We start from the raw sequence: 19,341 nt of genomic DNA on the forward strand, positions 1-19,341 counted from the left end.
ATTGGCGGGATTTGTTGTTTAAGGTCGCTTTTTTTTAAAAAAATGTTACCTAAACACATAGGCAATCGCCTTAGATGATGATTATAATTCGCGCCGTATTTATCGGTCTCATCTGCTCATCTGCAAAACAGAACAACATATATAAAGAGGTTATCATGGCTATTGAACGTACTTTTTCCATCATCAAACCAAACGCGGTGGCAAAAAACGTTATTGGCGGCATCTTTTCTCGCTTTGAAGCTGCAGGGTTCAAAATTGTTGGCACCAAAATGCTGCATCTGACCGTTGAGCAGGCTCGCGGCTTCTATGCTGAGCACGAAGGTCGCCCGTTCTTTGACGGTCTGGTTGAATTCATGACTTCCGGCCCGATCGTGGTTTCCGTGCTGGAAGGCGAAAATGCGGTTCAGCGTCATCGCGACCTGCTGGGCGCAACCAACCCGGCGAACGCGCTGGCGGGTACCCTGCGCGCAGACTACGCTGACAGCTTCACCGAGAACGGCACCCACGGTTCCGATTCCGTTGAATCCGCTGCGCGCGAGATCGCGTTTTTCTTTGCTGAAGGCGAGGTTTGCCCGCGCACCCGCTAATCTCCCGCGTCTTTCACGCCACCGCTTTGTTGGCTTCATTCGCGCACCCCGGTCACAGTTATCTATGCTCCCGGGATTTGCGAATTCGCCGCCTCGCCGTGACGTAAAATATTTTGGAGATACCCATCCTCGTCGTCTTTTCGACTATCGCGGTGTTGGCTGCGCGCGTTCACCCCGGTTGCTTATCTGTGCTCCCGGGGCTTCGCTTGCTTACCGCCTTGCGACAATCGAAAATCCTTAGAGGATCTGCCAGGCAGTTACAGATTTTTTCATCATTGCTGCGTGCAAACGTGGTATTGATGGACCAGAATTTGTAGAATACAGCGCCCCGGATGAGCAGTCGCTCCCGGGGCGTTTCTTTTTTCAACCCTCCAGGGGCCATAACGTGTAATAACGAGGCCGGAATCAATTATGTCTGAACAAATAGTCACACCTGATAGCGCCGCTCTGACGGTGCCGAACAAAGATGCCAAAATCAACCTGCTGGATTTGAATCGTCAGCAGCTGCGCGAGTTTTTCAAAAACATGGGCGAAAAGCCTTTCCGCGCCGATCAGGTGATGAAATGGATGTATCACTACTGCTGCGATAACTTTGATGAGATGACCGATATCAACAAAGTTCTGCGCGGCAAATTAAAGGAAGTCGCGGAGATTCGCGCCCCGGAAGTCGTTGAAGAGCAGCGCTCCAGCGACGGTACCATTAAGTGGGCGATTGCCGTTGGCGATCAGCGCGTCGAAACCGTGTATATCCCGGAAGACGATCGCGCCACCCTGTGCGTTTCTTCCCAGGTGGGCTGCGCGCTGGAGTGTAAATTCTGCTCTACGGCCCAGCAGGGCTTTAACCGCAACCTGCGGGTTTCGGAAATTATCGGCCAGGTCTGGCGCGCGGCGAAAATCGTCGGCGCGGTGAAGACCACCGGCGTACGTCCGATTACCAACGTGGTGATGATGGGGATGGGCGAGCCGCTGCTGAACCTGACTAACGTGGTGCCGGCCATGGAGATCATGCTCGACGACTTCGGCTTTGGTCTCTCTAAACGTCGCGTCACGCTCTCCACTTCCGGCGTGGTGCCGGCGCTCGATAAGCTTGGCGATATGATTGACGTCGCGCTGGCCATCTCTCTGCACGCGCCGAACGATACCATTCGTGATGAAATCGTGCCGATCAACAAGAAATACAATATTGAGACCTTCCTGAACTCGGTGCGTGGCTATATTTCGAAGTCCAACGCCAACCAGGGACGCGTCACTATCGAATACGTCATGCTGGATCACGTCAACGACGGCACCGAGCATGCGCACGAGCTGGCCGCGCTGCTGAAAGATACGCCGTGCAAGATCAACCTGATCCCATGGAACCCCTTCCCGGGCGCGCCGTATGGCCGTAGCTCCAACAGCCGTATCGACCGTTTCTCCAAGGTGTTAATGGAGTATGGTTTCACCACGATCGTGCGTAAAACCCGCGGCGACGATATTGATGCCGCCTGCGGTCAGCTGGCCGGCGACGTTATCGACCGTACCAAGCGTACGCTGCGTAAACGTATGCAGGGCGAAGCCATCGACGTGAAGGCGGTCTGATAATCAATGATGCAGCGCACAGCCCTGGCGGTGCGCTGCATATTTATGTGGAATCGCCGGGCGAAATACGCTGTTGTGGTTAATAATTACGGTGCGTTTTTGTCGACTTTGAGGCAGTATGTAGCGGTACAACAACCGCTTAGCATTCAATATTGATAAGTCTCTGTGATACCAGGTCATACGGACTTATACTGTTTGTCTGACGTTGAGCAGATGTCTCGCGGCGCGGGGTCACCGGCGCTGAATTTTAAATTTCACGTACCAGTAGTTGTAGCGAATGAATACTGAAGCCACTCAAGACCATCAAGAAGCAAACACCACGGGCGCGCGTCTGCGTAATGCCCGCGAACAACTCGGGCTCAGCCAGCAGGCGGTGGCTGAACGCTTATGCCTGAAGGTTTCCACGGTTCGTGATATTGAAGACGATAAGGCACCCGCCGATCTTGCTTCAACCTTCCTGCGCGGCTATATCCGCTCTTATGCCCGCCTTGTGCACATTCCTGAAGAAGAGCTGCTGCCGATGATGGCCAAGCAGGCTCCGATCCGGGCGGCGAAAGTTGCCCCCATGCAGAGCTTCTCGCTGGGTAAACGCCGTAAAAAGCGCGACGGCTGGCTAATGAGCTTTACCTGGCTGGTGCTGTTCGTGGTGATTGGCCTCAGCGGCGCCTGGTGGTGGCAGGACCACAAAGCGCAGCAGGACGAGATCTCCACGATGGCCGATCAATCCTCCGCCGAACTGAATGCGGGCGATAGCAACAGCCAAAGCATCCCTCTGGATAATCAATCGGCGAATTCTGCACCGGATACCGCCGCCAACAGCGCGCCTGTAGAAACGTCTCCGGCGCCAGCGGCGTCGACTCCGGCCCCGGCTCCGGCCGAGAATAACGCCGTTGTCGCGCCTTCTCAGGCCAACGTCGATACGGCGGCAGCGCCGGCAACTTCGCCGTTACCGACCGACCAGGCAAACGTGACCGCTGCGGCGGCCTCCGCCCAGGATCTGGTGCTGAATTTTACCGCCGACTGCTGGCTGGAAGTGAGCGATGCGACCGGTAAAAAGCTGTTCAGCGGTTTACAGCGTAAAGGCGGTAACCTCAATCTGAGCGGCCAGGCGCCTTATAAGCTGAAAATCGGTGCCCCGGCGGCGGTACAGATACAGTATCTGGGTAAACCAGTCGATTTGAGTCGTTTTATCAGAACTAACCAGGTTGCACGTCTGACCCTCAATGCCGAACAATCACCGGCGCAGTAACAGACGGGTAACGCGGGAGATTTTTCATGCATAACCAGGCTCCGATTCAACGTAGAAAATCAAAGCGAATTTACGTTGGGAATGTGCCGATTGGCGATGGCGCTCCCATCGCCGTACAGTCGATGACAAACACGCGCACCACCGATGTGGCGGCGACGGTAAATCAAATTAAAGCCCTTGAGCGCGTTGGCGCGGATATCGTGCGCGTTTCGGTACCAACGATGGATGCGGCGGAAGCGTTCAAGCTTATCAAACAGCAGGTTAGCGTACCGCTGGTTGCCGATATCCACTTCGATTACCGCATTGCCCTGAAGGTAGCGGAATACGGCGTTGATTGCCTGCGCATTAACCCGGGCAATATCGGCAACGAAGAGCGTATCCGCATGGTGGTGGACTGCGCTCGCGATAAAAACATCCCTATCCGTATCGGGGTGAATGCCGGTTCTCTGGAAAAAGATCTCCAGGAAAAATACGGTGAACCCACCCCGCAGGCGCTGCTGGAATCGGCAATGCGCCATGTCGATCACCTCGATCGTCTTAACTTCGATCAGTTTAAAGTCAGCGTGAAAGCTTCCGATGTGTTCCTGGCGGTTGAATCCTACCGCCTGCTGGCGAAACAGATCGATCAGCCTCTGCACCTCGGGATCACCGAAGCGGGCGGGGCGCGCAGCGGCGCGGTGAAGTCCGCGATCGGCCTCGGCCTGCTGCTGTCTGAAGGGATCGGCGATACGCTGCGCGTCTCCCTGGCGGCGGATCCGGTTGAAGAGATCAAAGTGGGCTTCGATATTCTCAAGTCGCTGCGCATTCGCTCTCGCGGGATCAACTTCATTGCCTGCCCGACATGTTCACGTCAGGAGTTTGACGTTATCGGTACCGTTAACGCGCTGGAGCAGCGGCTGGAAGATATCATTACGCCGATGGATATTTCGATCATTGGCTGCGTGGTAAACGGTCCCGGCGAGGCGCTGGTTTCCACCCTCGGCGTGACCGGCGGCAACAAGAAAAGCGGCCTGTACGAAGACGGCGTACGTAAAGACAGACTGGATAACGACGATATGATCGATCAGCTGGAAGCGCGTATTCGCGCTAAAGCATCGATGCTTGATGAGGCGCGTCGCATCGATATTCAGCAGGTTGAAGCGAAATAACGTGTTGGGAAGCGATACGCTTCCCGTGTATGATTGAACCTGCGGGCGCGAGGCGCCGGGGTTCATTTTTGTATATATAAAGAGAATAAACGTGGCAAAGAACATTCAAGCCATCCGTGGCATGAACGATTATCTGCCGGGCGAAACCGCTCTCTGGCAGCGCATTGAAGGCTCACTGAAGCAGGTGCTTGGTAGCTACGGTTACAGCGAAATCCGTTTGCCGATTGTAGAGCAGACCCCGTTATTCAAACGCGCTATCGGCGAAGTGACCGACGTGGTTGAAAAAGAGATGTACACCTTTGAGGACCGTAACGGCGATAGCCTGACTCTGCGTCCGGAGGGTACCGCTGGCTGCGTACGCGCCGGCATCGAACATGGTCTCCTGTACAATCAAGAACAGCGCCTGTGGTATATCGGGCCGATGTTCCGCCACGAACGTCCGCAAAAAGGGCGTTATCGCCAGTTCCACCAGATTGGCGCGGAAGCGTTCGGCCTGCAGGGGCCGGATATTGATGCCGAGCTGATTATGCTGACCGCCCGCTGGTGGCGCGAGCTGGGCATCTCCAGCCACGTTGCGCTGGAGCTGAACTCTATCGGTTCGCTGGAGGCTCGCGCTAACTATCGCGACGCGCTGGTGGCCTATCTTGAGCAGTATAAAGATAAGCTGGACGAAGACTGCAAACGCCGCATGTACACTAACCCGCTGCGCGTGCTGGATTCTAAAAACCCGGACGTCCAGGCGCTGCTGAACGACGCCCCGACGCTGGGCGACTATCTTGATGAAGAGTCCAAAGCGCATTTTGCGGGACTTTGCGCGCTGCTGGATGATGCCGGTATCCGCTATACCGTGAATCAGCGTCTGGTGCGCGGTCTCGACTATTACAACCGCACCGTGTTTGAGTGGGTCACCACCAGCCTCGGTTCCCAGGGCACCGTCTGCGCCGGTGGCCGTTACGATGGTCTGGTTGAGCAGCTTGGCGGTCGCGCAACCCCTGGCGTCGGCTTTGCGATGGGGCTGGAACGTCTTGTTTTACTGGTTCAGGCAGTGAATCCGGAATTTAAAGCCGATCCTGTTGTCGATATATACCTGGTAGCCTCCGGAACTGACACCCAGTCCGCAGCAATGCGTCTGGCTGAACAGGTACGCGATGCGTTACCCGGCGTTAAGCTGATGACCAACCACGGCGGCGGCAACTTTAAGAAGCAGTTTGCGCGCGCTGATAAATGGGGCGCTCGCGTTGCGCTGGTGCTGGGCGAGTCAGAAATCGCTGACGGAAACGTGGTAGTGAAAGATTTACGCTCAGGAGAGCAAACTACCGTAACGCAGGATAGCGTTGCCGCGCATTTGCGCACACTTCTGGGTTAATCTCCCGGGAATCATTAGTCAGGAGAAGGACTGCGTGGAACTTTACAATAACGAAAACGATCAGGTCGACGCGCTGAAGCGTTTCTTTGCTGAAAATGGCAAGGCGCTGGCCGTTGGGGTGATTTTGGGTGTTGGCGCGCTGGTTGGCTGGCGCTACTGGACCTCCCATCAGTTGGATACCGCCAGAGGCTCGTCTCTGGCTTATGAAAATGCGATTTCCGCCCTCAAATCGGATAAACCAGAAGCGCTGAACGCTGCGCAGAAATTTGCCGCCGACAGCAAAAACACCTATGGTGCGTTTGCTTCTCTTGAGCTGGCGCAGCAGTTTGTTGAGAAAAACGACCTGCAGAACGCTGAAAAGCAGCTTCAGCAGGGGCTTACGGCCGCTTCTGATGATAACCTGAAATCGGTTATCAATATGCGTCTTGCTCGCGTCCAGCTGCAGCTTAAGCAGCCTGATGCCGCGCTGAAAACCCTGGATGCCGTGAAAGGCGAAGGCTGGACCGCGATTGTCGCTGACCTGCGCGGCGAGATCCTGCTGAGCAAAGGCGATAAGCAAGGGGCGAAAGCAGCATGGGAAGCGGGCGCGAAAAGCGATGCCTCACCGGCGCTCAGCGAAATGATGCGTATGAAAATAAATAATTTGTCCATCTGAGAGGGACTCGATGCAATTGCGTAAATTACTTCTGCCAGGGCTGCTTTCCGTTACCTTATTGAGCGGCTGTTCGCTGTTTAACAGCGAAGAAGATGTGGTGAAAATGTCGCCACTGCCGACGGTGGAAAACCAGTTTACGCCGTCCACCTCCTGGAGCACCTCCGTTGGCGGCGGTATTGGCGAATTCTACTCTAACCTGCACCCGGCTTTTGCTGATGGCGTCGTGTATGCCGCCGATCGTAAAGGTACCGTTAAAGCCCTTAATTCAGGCGACGGCAAAGAGGTGTGGTCGGTTAATCTGGCAGAGAAAGACGGCTGGTTCTCCCGCGCGCCTGCGCTGCTCTCCGGCGGCGTGACCGTCTCCGGCGGCCACGTTTATATCGGTAGCGAAAAAGCGAAAGTTTATGCGCTGAACACCAGCGACGGCACCGTCGCGTGGGAAGCGAGCGTGGCGGGTGAAGCGATTTCTCGTCCGGTCGTCAGCGACGGTATGGTGCTGATTCATACCACTAACGGTCAGCTTCAGGCGCTGAACGAAGCCGATGGCGCGGTGAAATGGACCGTTAACCTTGATATGCCAGCGCTCTCCCTGCGCGGCGAATCCGCTCCGGCTACCGCCTACGGCGCAGCTATTGTAGGCGGCGACAACGGTCGCGTCAGCGCGGTGCTGATGCAGCAGGGCCAGATGATTTGGCAGCAGCGTATCTCTACCGCGACCGGTCCGACGGAAATCGACCGTCTTAACGACGTCGACACGACGCCGGTTATCGTGAACGGCGTGATTTACGCGCTGGCCTACAACGGCAACCTGACGGCGCTGGATCTGCGCAGCGGCCAGATTATGTGGAAACGCGAGCTGGGTTCAGTGAACGATTTCATTGTCGACGGCAACCGTATTTACCTGGTTGACCAGAATGACCGTCTGCTGGCGCTCACCACCGACGGCGGCGTGACGCTGTGGACGCAAAGCGATCTGCTGCACCGTCTGCTGACGGCGCCTGTGCTGTATAATGGCAATCTGGTTGTTGGCGATAGCGAAGGCTATATGCACTGGGTCAACCCTGAAGATGGTCACTTTGTGGCTCAGCAGAAGGTGGACAGCTCAGGCTTCCTGACCGATCCGGTTGTTGCTGACGGCAAACTACTGATTCAGGCGAAAGACGGCACGCTGTACGCGATTACGCGTTAACAACAGCGGTAGTCTATTTTTGAGAAACGGCCCCTGGCAGACAGGGGCCGTTTTGGCTTTTTTAAAAACGCCGTGAAAACGGGCGTTGTATCGATTTTTGTATGAGGCATTTAACATGATACCTGTGGTCGCGCTTGTCGGGCGCCCTAACGTTGGAAAATCCACGCTCTTTAACCGCTTAACGCGCACTCGCGATGCGTTGGTCGCGGATTTCCCGGGGCTGACTCGTGACCGTAAGTACGGTCGTGCTGAAGTGGAAGGCCGCGAATTTATCTGTATCGATACCGGCGGGATCGACGGTACCGAAGATGGCGTAGAAACGCGAATGGCGGAACAGTCGCTGCTGGCGATTGAAGAAGCGGACGTGGTGCTGTTTATGGTCGATGCGCGTGCGGGCCTGATGCCGGCGGATTCGGCAATTGCGAAACATCTGCGATCCCGTGAGAAACCGACTTTCCTGGTGGCAAACAAAACTGACGGTATCGATGCCGATCAGGCGATTGCCGATTTTTGGTCGCTGGGGTTAGGCGAGATTTATCCTATCGCCGCTTCCCATGGCCGCGGCGTCACCAGCCTGCTCGAGCACGTGCTGCTGCCGTGGGTTGACGAAGTGAACCCGCCGGAAGAAGTGGACGAAGACGCGGCATACTGGGCGCAGTTCGAAGCCGAGCAGAATGGCGAAGCGCTTGAAGAGCCGGAAGATGATTTTAACCCGCAGGATCTGCCGATTAAGCTGGCGATTGTGGGCCGCCCGAACGTGGGTAAATCAACGCTCACCAACCGTATCCTGGGTGAAGATCGTGTGGTGGTTTACGATATGCCGGGAACCACTCGCGACAGCATCTACATCCCGATGCAGCGCGATGAGCGTGAATACGTCCTTATCGATACCGCAGGCGTGCGCAAGCGCGGAAAAATTACCGATGTCGTCGAAAAATTCTCGGTGATCAAAACGCTGCAGGCGATTGAAGACGCCAACGTGGTGCTGCTGGTGATTGATGCGCGCGAAGGGATTTCCGATCAGGATCTCTCCCTGCTGGGCTTTATCCTCAACAGCGGTCGTTCGCTGGTGATTGTCGTCAATAAATGGGACGGCCTGAGCCAGGAAGTAAAAGAGCAGGTGAAAGAGACCCTGGACTTCCGTCTGGGCTTTATCGACTTTGCCCGCGTGCACTTTATCTCCGCGCTGCACGGCAGCGGCGTAGGCAATCTGTTTGAATCCGTGCGCGAGGCGTACGACAGCGCAACCCGTCGCGTGGGTACCGCTATGCTGACCCGCATCATGACCATGGCTGCTGAAGACCATCAGCCGCCGCTGGTGCGCGGCCGTCGCGTGAAGCTGAAATATGCCCACGCCGGTGGTTATAACCCGCCGATCGTGGTTATTCACGGTAACCAGGTTAAAGATCTGCCGGATTCTTATAAACGCTACCTGATGAACTACTTCCGTAAATCGCTGGAAGTGATGGGCACGCCGATTCGTATTCAGTTCAAGGAAGGGGAAAACCCGTTTGCCAACAAACGCAATACCCTGACGCCGAACCAGATGCGTAAGCGTAAGCGCTTGATTAAGCACATCAAGAAAAGCAAATAAGCTATCAGCAAGATTTACCCACCAACATGAATCCTTCAAAGCCCGCACCTGCCGGGCTTTTTTGTTATCATGGGCTATCATAAAGACGCAACAAAGCGCATGATTGTCGTGTACACAGAGGTGTACCCATGATCATTAGCCAAAGTTTTGGGTATACCTCTAAGCAATTTGGGTACATTTCGCGGTGTACCCAATGGATCACGGTAAGGATTTTCAGGTATTCGCACATGCCAAAACTTACAGACATGCAGATCCGCGCATGGATTAAGAGCGGGGAACGCTTCGAGGGGCGAGCAGACGGTGACGGCCTCTATCTGAGGTTTCGAAAAGAGGATAAAACTCCTTTTTGGCGCTATCGATATAAGCTGGCGGGAAGGGCCCGTACCATGATGATCGGTTCTTATTCCGATTTCTCACTGGCAAAAGCCCGAGATATAGCGAAAGAGTTATCCGCACGGGTAGCGCTCGGGTATGACGTAGCCGCAGAGAAGCAGGAGCGCAAGGCTGAGGCAATAGCGAAGATTGAGGCTGAGAAGAACGCCATTCGCGTTTCAGAGCTTGCCGCTGAGTATTACGCCCGCCAGATAGAGACCACGTACAAACATCCGGAGCTTTTCCGCAGCAGTCTGCAAAAGAATATCGTTGCTCTCATCGGAAAGATGAAGGTAGAGGACGTTCGCCCGCGGCACATTGATAGCGTCCTGCAGGATGTGTTAGAGCGAGGGTCTCCCACGGTAGCTAATGATGTACTTCGCATGCTCAAACGTCTGTTTGATTACGCTGTGGTACGCGGAATGATAGAGGTTAACCCAGCCATATCATTTGGCGCTAAAGACGCTGGCGGCAAAGAGCAGGGGCGCAAACGTGCGTTAAGCCGTGATGAGCTGGTTATGTTCTTCAAAGCTCTACGCCGCGGGCGTGGAATCAGCAGAGAAAATGAGCTGACCTTCAAGATCATTCTGGCGCTTGGGGTGCGCAAAATGGAGCTCTGTGCCGCCGAATGGTCGGAGTTCGACCTTGATAACGAGGTTTGGCATCTCCCTGGCTCGCGGGCAAAGAATGGTGATGACATCGATATCCCGCTGCCGGCGCCAGTGATCGAATGGATTAAAGAGATTCGACTTTTTGCCGGTGATAGCCGCTGGTTAATCCCAGCCAGGCGAGCCAGAACAACGGCTCACGTTAGCCGAGCCACGCTGAATATGGTCATGCCGTCCGTACTGAAAGAAATGGCTGACGTTGAGCCGTTCAGTATCCATGACCTGCGGCGAACCATGCGCACCCAGATGGCCGCGATAGGCATTGACCCGGTGATAGCCGAACGTTGCCTTAACCACAAAATACCGGGGATAGAGGGCATCTATAACCGGCATCAATACTTTGATGAGCGGAAAGCGGCGCTGGCACGGTGGGCTAATCTGCTGGTGGCTCTGGAAAGTGGGGTAGATTATAACGTAATGCCGTTTGATTTAGAGCGAAGGAAAGTATGAAAGACATCCTTAGAAAATCACCTATCGAAAGGCTTTGTGTGTCTGTCTCAATAACCCCGCAAGAGATGGCGCTGGCTCTTGCGGGGTTGAACCCTTTAACTCGAATAAGTGACGTTCCCGAAGAGCATTTTGATTACGTTGATCACACCAGAAGGGCAATAGCTAGAGCACTAAAGGTACACAGGGATAAAAAAATTTCTACTGACGAGGCCTGTAACGCTCTGGATATTCTCTTGGCTGCTTTCCCATTTATTGAAGAAAGTACGCCCGAGATAATTACGCAAAAAGTTACAGAGGCTATCGACGATTTGCGTGGAACAAAAGGCTGGGAGGAAAAAGCCCGCAATTTGGGTGGCTTGCATCTTGTGAACTACATCAAAGACACGAATCGCAGCGGGCGAGGGCAGCACCGCAAACAGGATGAGGAAGACGGAACAATGAAGATGATGGGCGTGATCATTCAGTTGCTGGTAAAAAAATCTGGAGCATCCTCCTATATTAACTCAGGCAAGCCTAATGTGACGGCCATCTATAAGGATGTGCTTGATTTATTAGAGTGTGAAGGTATTTCAAAAAAAGGGATAAGCAGAGCCGCTTTTGCGGCAAAAGCAAAGCAGGCTTTGTTAGCAATCCATAACCTCGATTAAGAAATCAACCACGCCATTAAACAGATTCAAGGGATCATTAATGGCGTGGCGCCAGTTATCAACTACCTCCCCTTGCTACACCTGACTATAACCACCATGAGATAAAATCGATATAGATCGCTATAGAGCGTGTCGTTTCCCGCTGTCACCTTCCGTGCCAGCCCGTGCCAGTTCGCAATTCTTTATTTCGTGTCAACGCGCGTCGTTCTGTGTCGTTTTGTGTTGTCCTGTGCTCTCCATAAGTCGTCATAGTGAGTCATTTGCAGCCAAATAAAGACATGTAAATCAATACATAACAAAACATACCAAAACAGAGTAACGCATGCGAAAAGATGTAAAAAGTTGATAAATCACGGGGTTATGCGTTAACTCAAGGTGCTGTTTATTCGGAGGAATGCGAGAGATTATCGGAATGTGTTTTTTCAATGGAAATGCTGTTTTTTAATGGAAATGATATATCTTTCAAAAGAATCCATTTTCACTGGAATAGCTGGATAAATAGCCACTAAACTGCGCATAACTTCAGCAGCTATCAAGGGAGTTAATGAGCATATGATGCCAAGTCAAACGACACAATCAGCCATTCCTACCACTGGGTATATCCGCCGCTTTCGCATGCCGGCGTTGTTAGGGGTATCAATGCCAACCATTGATCGATGGGTTAAAAACGGCACGTTGCCACGCCCGGTGAAACTCACCAATAACGTGACCGCTTTTGATGCGGTAGAGATTAACAACTGGCTGGCAGAACGCCGCGGGGTGGTGGTCTGATGGAAAAAGAAAACCGCCCATTACAGGCGGCTAACATAGATACTCGCGAATCTGATGTTACGCCACTAGCCTACACCGTTCAAGCCTCAAAGCGCATTCCGAAGAAACACCGTGCTCGCACCTACATGCTGCGTTGTGGGGCTGGTGGGTGGACAGAAAACGATATCCTGCGCAATTGCCGCCTCTCATCTGGCCGCAACTATGCGAGCGAGCTTGAGCGCGAGCTTGATATCTGCCTGGACCGCCTTGAAGAGAAAAATCCTGATGGTATCGGGGCGCATATGCGCTACCGGTTTGCGAGCCGTGGTGACGTGCTGAAGGTGATTCAGTTCGTTAACCACATGGCCGCAGTCAATCAACACCACGGGCTTTCAAAACAGGATATCGCCGACATTCTGAGCCTCTACCCGGACAACTTCACCGCCGCATAACGGAGCCGACAAAATGAAAATCGAAAAAAGCAGATTCAATTCTGAGGCCGCCCTTCAACCTGATGTTAACCAGGGCGTAATTAGCGGTAATGATTTTGCCGCCATCGTTCCCGTTATTCCCGGCCAAATTGGCGGCCGTGAAACTAATATTGCGAGCGCCAGAGCTCTGCATAAGGCGCTGGGGGTGGGCCGCGACTTTACCAACTGGATTAAAGGCCGCATCGACCAGTACGGATTTGTCGCCGGGGCTGACTACATCCGTGTTGAAAATTTGAGCTCACCAAAACGGGCGAGCGCAAAATTTCGCCAGCAAATTGAGCATGATTACCTTCTCTCGCTGGATATGGCTAAAGAAGTGGCAATGGTTGAGCGCAACGAACAGGGGCGTGCCGTCCGCCGCTACTTCATCCAGTGCGAGGAGGCGTTACGGCTCAGTGCGCCGGAAATCGCCGCGAAATATCGCCGCCAGCTTAAGGCCCGCATTGGTGCCGCCAACCTCTTCAAGCCGATGTGTGCCGCTCTGGGTGTCGCCCGGGCAGAGCAGGGGAAAGATACGCAAGCCCGGCACTACAGCAATGAAAGCAACATGATCGCCCGCATTGTGCTGGGTGGCATGACCGCCAAGCAGTGGGCGCAGGTGAACGGTATCGACGGCGAACCGCGCGACAGCATGAGCGTCGGCCAACTGGAGCACCTCAGCTACCTGGAGAGCACCAACATCACGTTGATCGATATGGGTATGGAGTACGCCCAGCGTAAAGCGGAATTAACCCGCCTCTCTCAGCGTTGGCTGGCTAAACGTCTGGGGGCTAACGATGAATAAGCCCACCAGCGCACCGCTGCCAAATCACTCCTACCGCGACGCTCACGGCCAGATGGTGAGCGTGGCCACTGTAGCGCATAACCGGGTGACGTTCTACCGCGAAGGTTACCAGTTCCCTTGCGTGCAACCCATTGAGCGCTTCATGAAGGAGTACACGGAGGTGAAGCAATGATTACCGGTGCACGGCGCAAAAGCCTCTCTCTGGCTGGCCTGATGTATGCAAAAGTTAACGCTCTGCGGGCGGTGCGCCACCGTGGAAACCTGTCAAAACCTGTCACTTTGCGGGCCACTGATAGTGGCGTACAAAACACCTGGCGGAGTTTCGTGACCAGTACGCCCGCGGGTAAACGTTCGGAAACTGACTATCTGGAAGATAGCGTGTCCGGCGCCGGCGGTGGATGCGGGGCCCATCACACCGCCAGCTATAAATTGCCGCACCGTGACAAAAAGGGCTTGCGGTCTGAAGGTATCCCGGTCTATGGTTATAGCGCACCAGCAAAATCTGGTGCCGGGATTGGCGTCCTGGTAAAGTTGTCGGCGACATATGACGCGCCAAGCGTCTTTTTTTGTGTCGTTAGCTCAGTACACCCTTTTTTCAGCGGTTCGGTGTCATACCGGACTTGCCTCAGAATTATGGTGGGCTGGGCGGGGGCTTCTTCGGAAGCGCCGGTTTCCGATAACGCCGGTTACGCCAACCCTGTCCAGTCCATCACCAGTGAAATTGGCGTTTCCGGTGATGGGTTTAATCCCCTGTTATCGGAGGCTGCCACATGTTGGCTACTACCCCTACCCAAATTCCGCAATTCATCTGGATTATCGCCGCTGTTCGCCGCGATATGCCGACAATTACTGCAAAAATTCACCATATCGCCGCACCTACTGAGCGCGAAGCCCGCCGTTCTCTGGTTCGGGATCACGTCTGCTTTTTCGCTGGTCGCATCCGTCTGGAGGTGGCTCATGCGTAACTATTTCCGCATCACCGGCTACGCCGTTAATAAGCGCGGTTTAACGGTTGGTATCGGTTATCAGCTCATATCCAGCGACACCAAAACAGCAACGGCCCACGCAGTGCTTCAGGCGCAGCGTGAAGGTCTCAGCCATGTGCGCATTACCCGCGTTCAGGAGGTATCGGCATGATGAATATTGCTCAAAGAGATCGAATCCTGGCGTCTGTAAACCAGGTCATTGGGCGTAAAGAGAGTGTTGTGCCTAATACCCCGGAAAATAATTCGCACGATCGTTTATTGCGGATAAGCGCTGGTCTCTTGCACCTGTTAAATGAGGTTCTCCCTGGCATGGCCAATACGGCTGAACGCGACGAAATAGCAGTGTGGGTGGATGCGATGTATTTCATCACGATGATTGAAGCGTTAGATGCAAAATCATTGCCCCCCACAACAGTGCCAGACTTGCGCAGTGAAATGCCTGTGCCGACTGGTGGTGATGCCGCAACCACGGTGCGTTATGCGGCAGAACTGCAGGCGTTGTGGGAGCTTCATCTTGATGCTCGCTTGCGGGCTGCCAATCCTAAAGCTGGCGCCAGACTATGGACGCTAATTAACGAACTTAACTACGCAGCTCAGCGTACGGAAAGCAGATACAACCGCCTGTTGTTAAAGCTGGAGGGCATGAAATGAGAGAGTTTCGTGTGTTTTCCACGTGTCTCGATCGTGCCGGTTACCCGATGCCTGTTACATGGCGCGGGTATGCCAGCAGTTCAGATGCTGCGATCAGAAAAATGGAGCATGAGGCTAAAAGCAATGGCTGGAGCGTTGCGCTGATTGTTTTTGTGCAGCAAAGAAGAGTGGCGCGCGATAAGTCGCTGGTGGAGATAAAAGCATGAGCAATATTTTCGCATTTCCTCAAAAGTCGGGAAATACCGATCCATTCCGTGCGGAGCCTACACCTGCAGGGGTGAAGATCACCAGCTCTGGTAGCGATGGTCGTGAAACAGTTCAGCTTATTGGCTACGAGGATGCCGTGAACCGCCTTGACGCTGGCGATTATGACGACTCCAGCACGGGTTATGACATTCACCTTGCCGTAGCTGAGGGCGGAAACTGTGGATATTTCGACTTTACCGCGCAGCACAACGTCACTATGTGGCGCTGGTTGATTGCTGCGGCGTTCATCACCGAGATGAAGCTGATAAACGGTACGACCATTGTTACTGAGCCGGACGGCACGTCATCGCAGGTGGCTGTTTATTCCAATGGCAAAGTGTCTATCACGGTTTATCCATTATCTGAGCGCCTGGCGATGGCAAATAACATCGAGGGGGCAATGATTGAACGCTACGGCTCAGAAAAGGGCGCGGAAAAGGCTATTGTGTTTTATCAGGCCATGCTGGATGTGGAGGCTGGAGAACTAACCGCATTCGGACGTGAAACGCTGGCAGAACTACACGATCACTTCATCAGCGATCTGCAGCAAAACGGATGGCCTGAAATGCCATTGACGCACTGAGGGGGCCAGATGATTACTAAGAACTTCCTGCTTAATGCGCTGGCGAACCAGTACGCAGCGGCGCTGTATAACCATATCACCGCCACCAGCCACGGCGACTACTTCATGATTGATGCGGGTGGCGAGCTTGTGCGCGTAGAGATTGCTGGTGGCGTGAAAGGCGTCCGCGACCTCATCGACGGCTACGCGCTGGAGGCGCTGAAAGAACATTACCCGCAGTGGGAAAGCGTAGGGATCGAGCTGCTTAGCCGCTGCGTCACCGCTACCGGTCTGACCGGGCGCGGTCGTGAGATATGGCAAAGCATGGTTAACGATATGGGCGCAACCGTGGCAGGCAATCACGGGGGTGAGAATGCGTAATATCGACCTCATTCGCGAAGTGACTCATGCCGCCGCTGGCCGCTGGCCTTCGGTGCTGGCGGGCCTGCATATCAATGTGCCGGATTCACCGCGCAGGCATGGGCCGTGCCCGTCCTGTGGCGGTTCGGATCGCTTCCGTTTCGATGATGGGGGCCGCGGCAGCTTTATCTGCAACCAGTGCGGCGCCGGTGACGGCCTTGACCTAATTCGAAAGGTGAACAAATGCGATACCTCAGAGGCCGCGCGACTGGCGGCTGATGTGCTGGGTATTGATTACCGGGCAGCAGTACAGGACGACGCCACCGCCAGCCAGAGGCGGGAGCAGCTGGAAGCCGAGCGTACACAACTGGAGCAGGAGCGCCTGCAGCGGGCGGTAGTGGACGCACAGCAGCGCCGGGCTACGTTTTCCCGTCTGTACGATGAGAGGCGGCAGTGCGCCACTCAGGGCGAATCTGAATACCTGACTGATAAGGGGCTGAACGGCTTCACCTTCCCCATTCTTTCCGATGGTTCAATTTTGCTGACCCTGGTAGATGAGGCTGGCGCAGTCGTGGCAGCGCAGACCATTACGCCTGAAGGGGTGAAGCGGCTGGTGGCCGGCTCTGCAAAGCGCGGCGCATATCACGCCGTGAACACGCCAGATGACCCGCAGACCGTGTTAATTGCTGAGGGGTTGGCTACTGCTCTAACGTGTCACTTAATTTGCCCTGATGCTCTGACAGTAGCAGGAATAGACGCGGGCAACCTGCTGCCCGTCGCGGAAGTGATGCGCCGAAAGTACCCGCTGGCACAGATCGTCATTGCCGCCGATAACGACAGATTAGACGACAAGCCCAACACCGGCACAGAGCGTGCCGAGAAAGCGGCCTTATCCGTGGATGGTTATGTATCCGTGCCACCGACAGACTATAAGGCCGACTGGAACGACTACCACCAGCAGCACGGGCTGGCAGCCGCTACAGCAGCCTTTAACCATTCGATGTATCAACCGCAGGGGGGCAGCGTGAAACCGCAGTTACAGGCCATTGAGGGCGGAAAGTCCGGCCAGCCAGAGAAAGACCCGCTTAAGCCGCATGTTGAGAGCCGCGCAGACGGCGTTTTTTGGGTAACACCGAAAGTGGACAAGGACAGCGGGGAGGTTATCAACCAGGAAGCGTGGTTGTGTTCGCCGCTGGAAGTGGTGGGCACCGGCCGGGATGATAAAGACCAGTACCTGATTATCCGCTGGCAGGCATTCGGTGTCAGCGCGCTGACGACGGCCGCAATCCCCCTGGCTGATATTGGCGAGCGTGAAGGCTGGCGCACCCTGAAGGCAGGCGGGATTAACGTCACCACCAAAAGCAGCCTGCGCGCGATCCTGGCCGACTGGCTACAGCGCAGCGGCGCGCGGGAGCTGTGGCGCGTTGCCCACGCGACGGGCTGGCAGTGCGGGGCATACATCATGCCGGACGGCGAGGTTATCGGAACGCCGGAACATCCTGTGCTGTTCAACGGCCGCAGCTCGGCGGCGGCCGGCTACACCGTCAAAGGCACCGCTGAGGACTGGCGCGGCAGCGTGGCGCACCTGGTAGCCGGTAACTACTCCATGATGACTGCGACCGCCGCAGCGCTGGCGGCGCCGCTGATTGGCCTGGCGGGCGCCGATGGCTTCGGGATCCACTTCTATGAGCAGTCGAGCGCGGGCAAGACCACCACGGCGAACGTGGCCAGCAGCCTGTATGGCAACCCGGATTTACTGCGCCTGACGTGGTACGGCACGGCGCTGGGGCTGGCGAATGAAGCCGCCGCACACAATGACGGCCTGATGCCGCTGGATGAGGTCGGCCAGGGATCCGACCCGGTAAGCGTGTCGCAGTCTGCCTATGCGCTTTTTAACGGGGTTGGGAAGCTGCAGGGTGCGAAGGAGGGCGGCAACCGGGACTTAAAGCGCTGGCGCACCGTGGCAATCAGCACCGGCGAGATGGATTTGGAAACCTTCATCGCGGGCGCCGGACGCAGGACCAAAGCCGGGCAGCTGGTGCGGCTGCTGAATATCCCGCTGAGTAAGGCGGTTCACTTCCACGAGCAGCAGAACGGCAAGCAGCACGCGGATGCGCTGAAGGAGGCATACCAGCACCACCACGGCGCCGCTGGGCGGCAGTGGATTAAGTGGCTGGCCGACCACCAGCAGCAGGCTACAGAAGCTGTCCGGGGGTGTGAGGCCCGCTGGCGCAGCCTGATACCTGCAGACTACGGCGAGCAGGTACATCGCGTAGCCGCCAGGTTCGCTATTCTGGAGGCGGCGTTGCTGCTGAGCGCCGGCATCACCGGCTGGGATGCACAGACCTGCCGGGATGCGGTACAGCACAGCTATAACGCCTGGCTGCGGGAGTTCGGCACCGGCAACAAAGAGCATCAGCAGATCATCGAGCAAACGGAGGCGTTTCTTAACGCCTACGGCCTGAGCCGGTTTGCGCCGTTCCCTTACAGCCCGGCCGACCTGCCAATAAAAGAACTGGCCGGCTACCGGCGGCGCCAGGGGGAACACGACGAGAGCCCGATATCGTTCTATACGTTCCCGGCAACGTTCGAGAAGGAAATCGCCGCGGGCTTTAATCACAAGCAGTTTGCCGAAGTACTGAAAAGAGCGGGAATGCTGACGCCGCCGAGCAGCGGACGCGGATATCAGCGCAAGTCTCCACGTATCCAGGGGAGGCAGATCAACGTTTACGTCCTCAACTACCTGCCGGAGGACTACAACCAGCCAGAGGAATAGTATTTCTCACATACGAGTAAAAAGTGTTGGTTCAGTCAGTTCAGTTGGTTCAGTAATTAAAGGTTACTGTTTTATAAGAATTTTAATTATGAATCTGAACCAACACTGAACCAACAAATGCCTATTTTGAACCAACGCCAGCGCGTAGAGTTTTTTCCCTGGCAGGCGGTGAACCAACTGAACCAACTGAACCAACACTATTTCTGTTTATTATCAGAAAAAAAACAGAGAC

General features: G+C 55.1%; 20 protein-coding genes. All 20 read left to right on the forward strand.

The window, feature by feature from the left end; translation table 11 throughout:
• The first annotated feature begins 155 nt into the window (after positions 1–155).
• The 20 genes from ndk to CDA56_RS23645 all read left to right on the forward strand — a co-directional run bounded on the left by ndk (position 156) and on the right by CDA56_RS23645 (position 19,109).
• Complete coding sequence (gene ndk, locus CDA56_RS23545; protein ID WP_004114414.1) at positions 156–587, forward strand: nucleoside-diphosphate kinase; 432 nt, start codon at positions 156–158, stop codon at positions 585–587.
• 411 nt (positions 588–998) lie between these two features.
• Positions 999–2,165, forward strand: coding sequence for a dual-specificity RNA methyltransferase RlmN (gene rlmN / locus CDA56_RS23550; protein WP_004123586.1), 1,167 nt, complete (start codon positions 999–1,001; stop codon positions 2,163–2,165).
• A gap of 277 nt (positions 2,166–2,442) precedes the next feature.
• A complete protein-coding gene (gene rodZ / locus CDA56_RS23555) occupies positions 2,443–3,414 on the forward strand; it encodes a cytoskeleton protein RodZ (protein ID WP_025106603.1) in 972 nt (323 codons plus the stop codon).
• 26 nt (positions 3,415–3,440) lie between these two features.
• The gene (ispG, locus tag CDA56_RS23560; RefSeq protein ID WP_004104485.1) at positions 3,441–4,562 is read left to right on the forward strand and encodes a flavodoxin-dependent (E)-4-hydroxy-3-methylbut-2-enyl-diphosphate synthase; all 1,122 of its coding nucleotides are present in this window, start codon (positions 3,441–3,443) and stop codon (positions 4,560–4,562) included.
• 91 nt (positions 4,563–4,653) lie between these two features.
• The gene (gene hisS / locus CDA56_RS23565; protein ID WP_025106604.1) at positions 4,654–5,928 is read left to right on the forward strand and encodes a histidine--tRNA ligase; all 1,275 of its coding nucleotides are present in this window, start codon (positions 4,654–4,656) and stop codon (positions 5,926–5,928) included.
• 34 nt (positions 5,929–5,962) lie between these two features.
• The gene (locus CDA56_RS23570; protein ID WP_025106605.1) at positions 5,963–6,583 is read left to right on the forward strand and encodes a YfgM family protein; all 621 of its coding nucleotides are present in this window, start codon (positions 5,963–5,965) and stop codon (positions 6,581–6,583) included.
• A 10-nt stretch (positions 6,584–6,593) separates the two neighbouring features.
• Entirely contained in the window at positions 6,594–7,772 is a 1,179-nt protein-coding gene (gene bamB / locus CDA56_RS23575) for an outer membrane protein assembly factor BamB (RefSeq protein ID WP_004104478.1), read from the forward strand.
• 115 nt (positions 7,773–7,887) lie between these two features.
• Positions 7,888–9,366: a ribosome biogenesis GTPase Der gene (der, locus tag CDA56_RS23585; protein ID WP_014230361.1), complete on the forward strand. Its 1,479-nt coding sequence runs from the start codon at positions 7,888–7,890 to the stop codon at positions 9,364–9,366.
• 227 nt (positions 9,367–9,593) lie between these two features.
• On the forward strand, positions 9,594–10,856 hold the full coding sequence (locus CDA56_RS23590; protein ID WP_104011451.1) for a tyrosine-type recombinase/integrase: 1,263 nt from the start codon (positions 9,594–9,596) through the stop codon (positions 10,854–10,856).
• Complete coding sequence (locus CDA56_RS23595; RefSeq protein WP_032421644.1) at positions 10,853–11,503, forward strand: hypothetical protein; 651 nt, start codon at positions 10,853–10,855, stop codon at positions 11,501–11,503. Before CDA56_RS23590 ends, CDA56_RS23595 begins: the two co-directional genes overlap by 4 nt.
• A gap of 555 nt (positions 11,504–12,058) precedes the next feature.
• Positions 12,059–12,274 (forward strand): helix-turn-helix transcriptional regulator, encoded by a 216-nt coding sequence (locus CDA56_RS23600; protein WP_087808184.1) that lies wholly within the window; start codon positions 12,059–12,061, stop codon positions 12,272–12,274.
• Positions 12,274–12,705: a hypothetical protein gene (locus tag CDA56_RS23605; protein ID WP_032437140.1), complete on the forward strand. Its 432-nt coding sequence runs from the start codon at positions 12,274–12,276 to the stop codon at positions 12,703–12,705. Before CDA56_RS23600 ends, CDA56_RS23605 begins: the two co-directional genes overlap by 1 nt.
• 13 nt (positions 12,706–12,718) lie before the next feature.
• Positions 12,719–13,528 carry an antA/AntB antirepressor family protein gene (locus tag CDA56_RS23610; RefSeq protein WP_104011433.1) on the forward strand — a complete coding sequence of 270 codons (810 nt, stop codon included), beginning with the start codon at positions 12,719–12,721 and terminating at the stop codon, positions 13,526–13,528.
• Positions 13,521–13,700 carry a DUF4222 domain-containing protein gene (locus tag CDA56_RS23615; protein ID WP_044521333.1) on the forward strand — a complete coding sequence of 60 codons (180 nt, stop codon included), beginning with the start codon at positions 13,521–13,523 and terminating at the stop codon, positions 13,698–13,700. Before CDA56_RS23610 ends, CDA56_RS23615 begins: the two co-directional genes overlap by 8 nt.
• Positions 13,697–14,665 (forward strand): ash family protein, encoded by a 969-nt coding sequence (locus CDA56_RS31710; RefSeq protein ID WP_104011434.1) that lies wholly within the window; start codon positions 13,697–13,699, stop codon positions 14,663–14,665. The genes CDA56_RS23615 and CDA56_RS31710 overlap by 4 nt, the downstream gene beginning before the upstream one ends.
• Positions 14,662–15,165, forward strand: coding sequence for a hypothetical protein (locus tag CDA56_RS23625; protein ID WP_104011435.1), 504 nt, complete (start codon positions 14,662–14,664; stop codon positions 15,163–15,165). Before CDA56_RS31710 ends, CDA56_RS23625 begins: the two co-directional genes overlap by 4 nt.
• The gene (locus CDA56_RS23630) at positions 15,162–15,371 is read left to right on the forward strand and encodes a hypothetical protein (protein WP_104011436.1); all 210 of its coding nucleotides are present in this window, start codon (positions 15,162–15,164) and stop codon (positions 15,369–15,371) included. The genes CDA56_RS23625 and CDA56_RS23630 overlap by 4 nt, the downstream gene beginning before the upstream one ends.
• Entirely contained in the window at positions 15,368–15,994 is a 627-nt protein-coding gene (locus tag CDA56_RS23635) for a hypothetical protein (RefSeq protein ID WP_104011437.1), read from the forward strand. Before CDA56_RS23630 ends, CDA56_RS23635 begins: the two co-directional genes overlap by 4 nt.
• A gap of 9 nt (positions 15,995–16,003) precedes the next feature.
• Positions 16,004–16,354, forward strand: coding sequence for a hypothetical protein (locus CDA56_RS23640; RefSeq protein ID WP_104011438.1), 351 nt, complete (start codon positions 16,004–16,006; stop codon positions 16,352–16,354).
• On the forward strand, positions 16,347–19,109 hold the full coding sequence (locus CDA56_RS23645; RefSeq protein ID WP_104011439.1) for a TOPRIM and DUF927 domain-containing protein: 2,763 nt from the start codon (positions 16,347–16,349) through the stop codon (positions 19,107–19,109). Before CDA56_RS23640 ends, CDA56_RS23645 begins: the two co-directional genes overlap by 8 nt.
• Positions 19,110–19,341 lie beyond the last annotated feature (232 nt).

Source organism: Klebsiella michiganensis, assembly GCF_002925905.1.
Lineage (GTDB): Bacteria > Pseudomonadota > Gammaproteobacteria > Enterobacterales > Enterobacteriaceae > Klebsiella > Klebsiella michiganensis.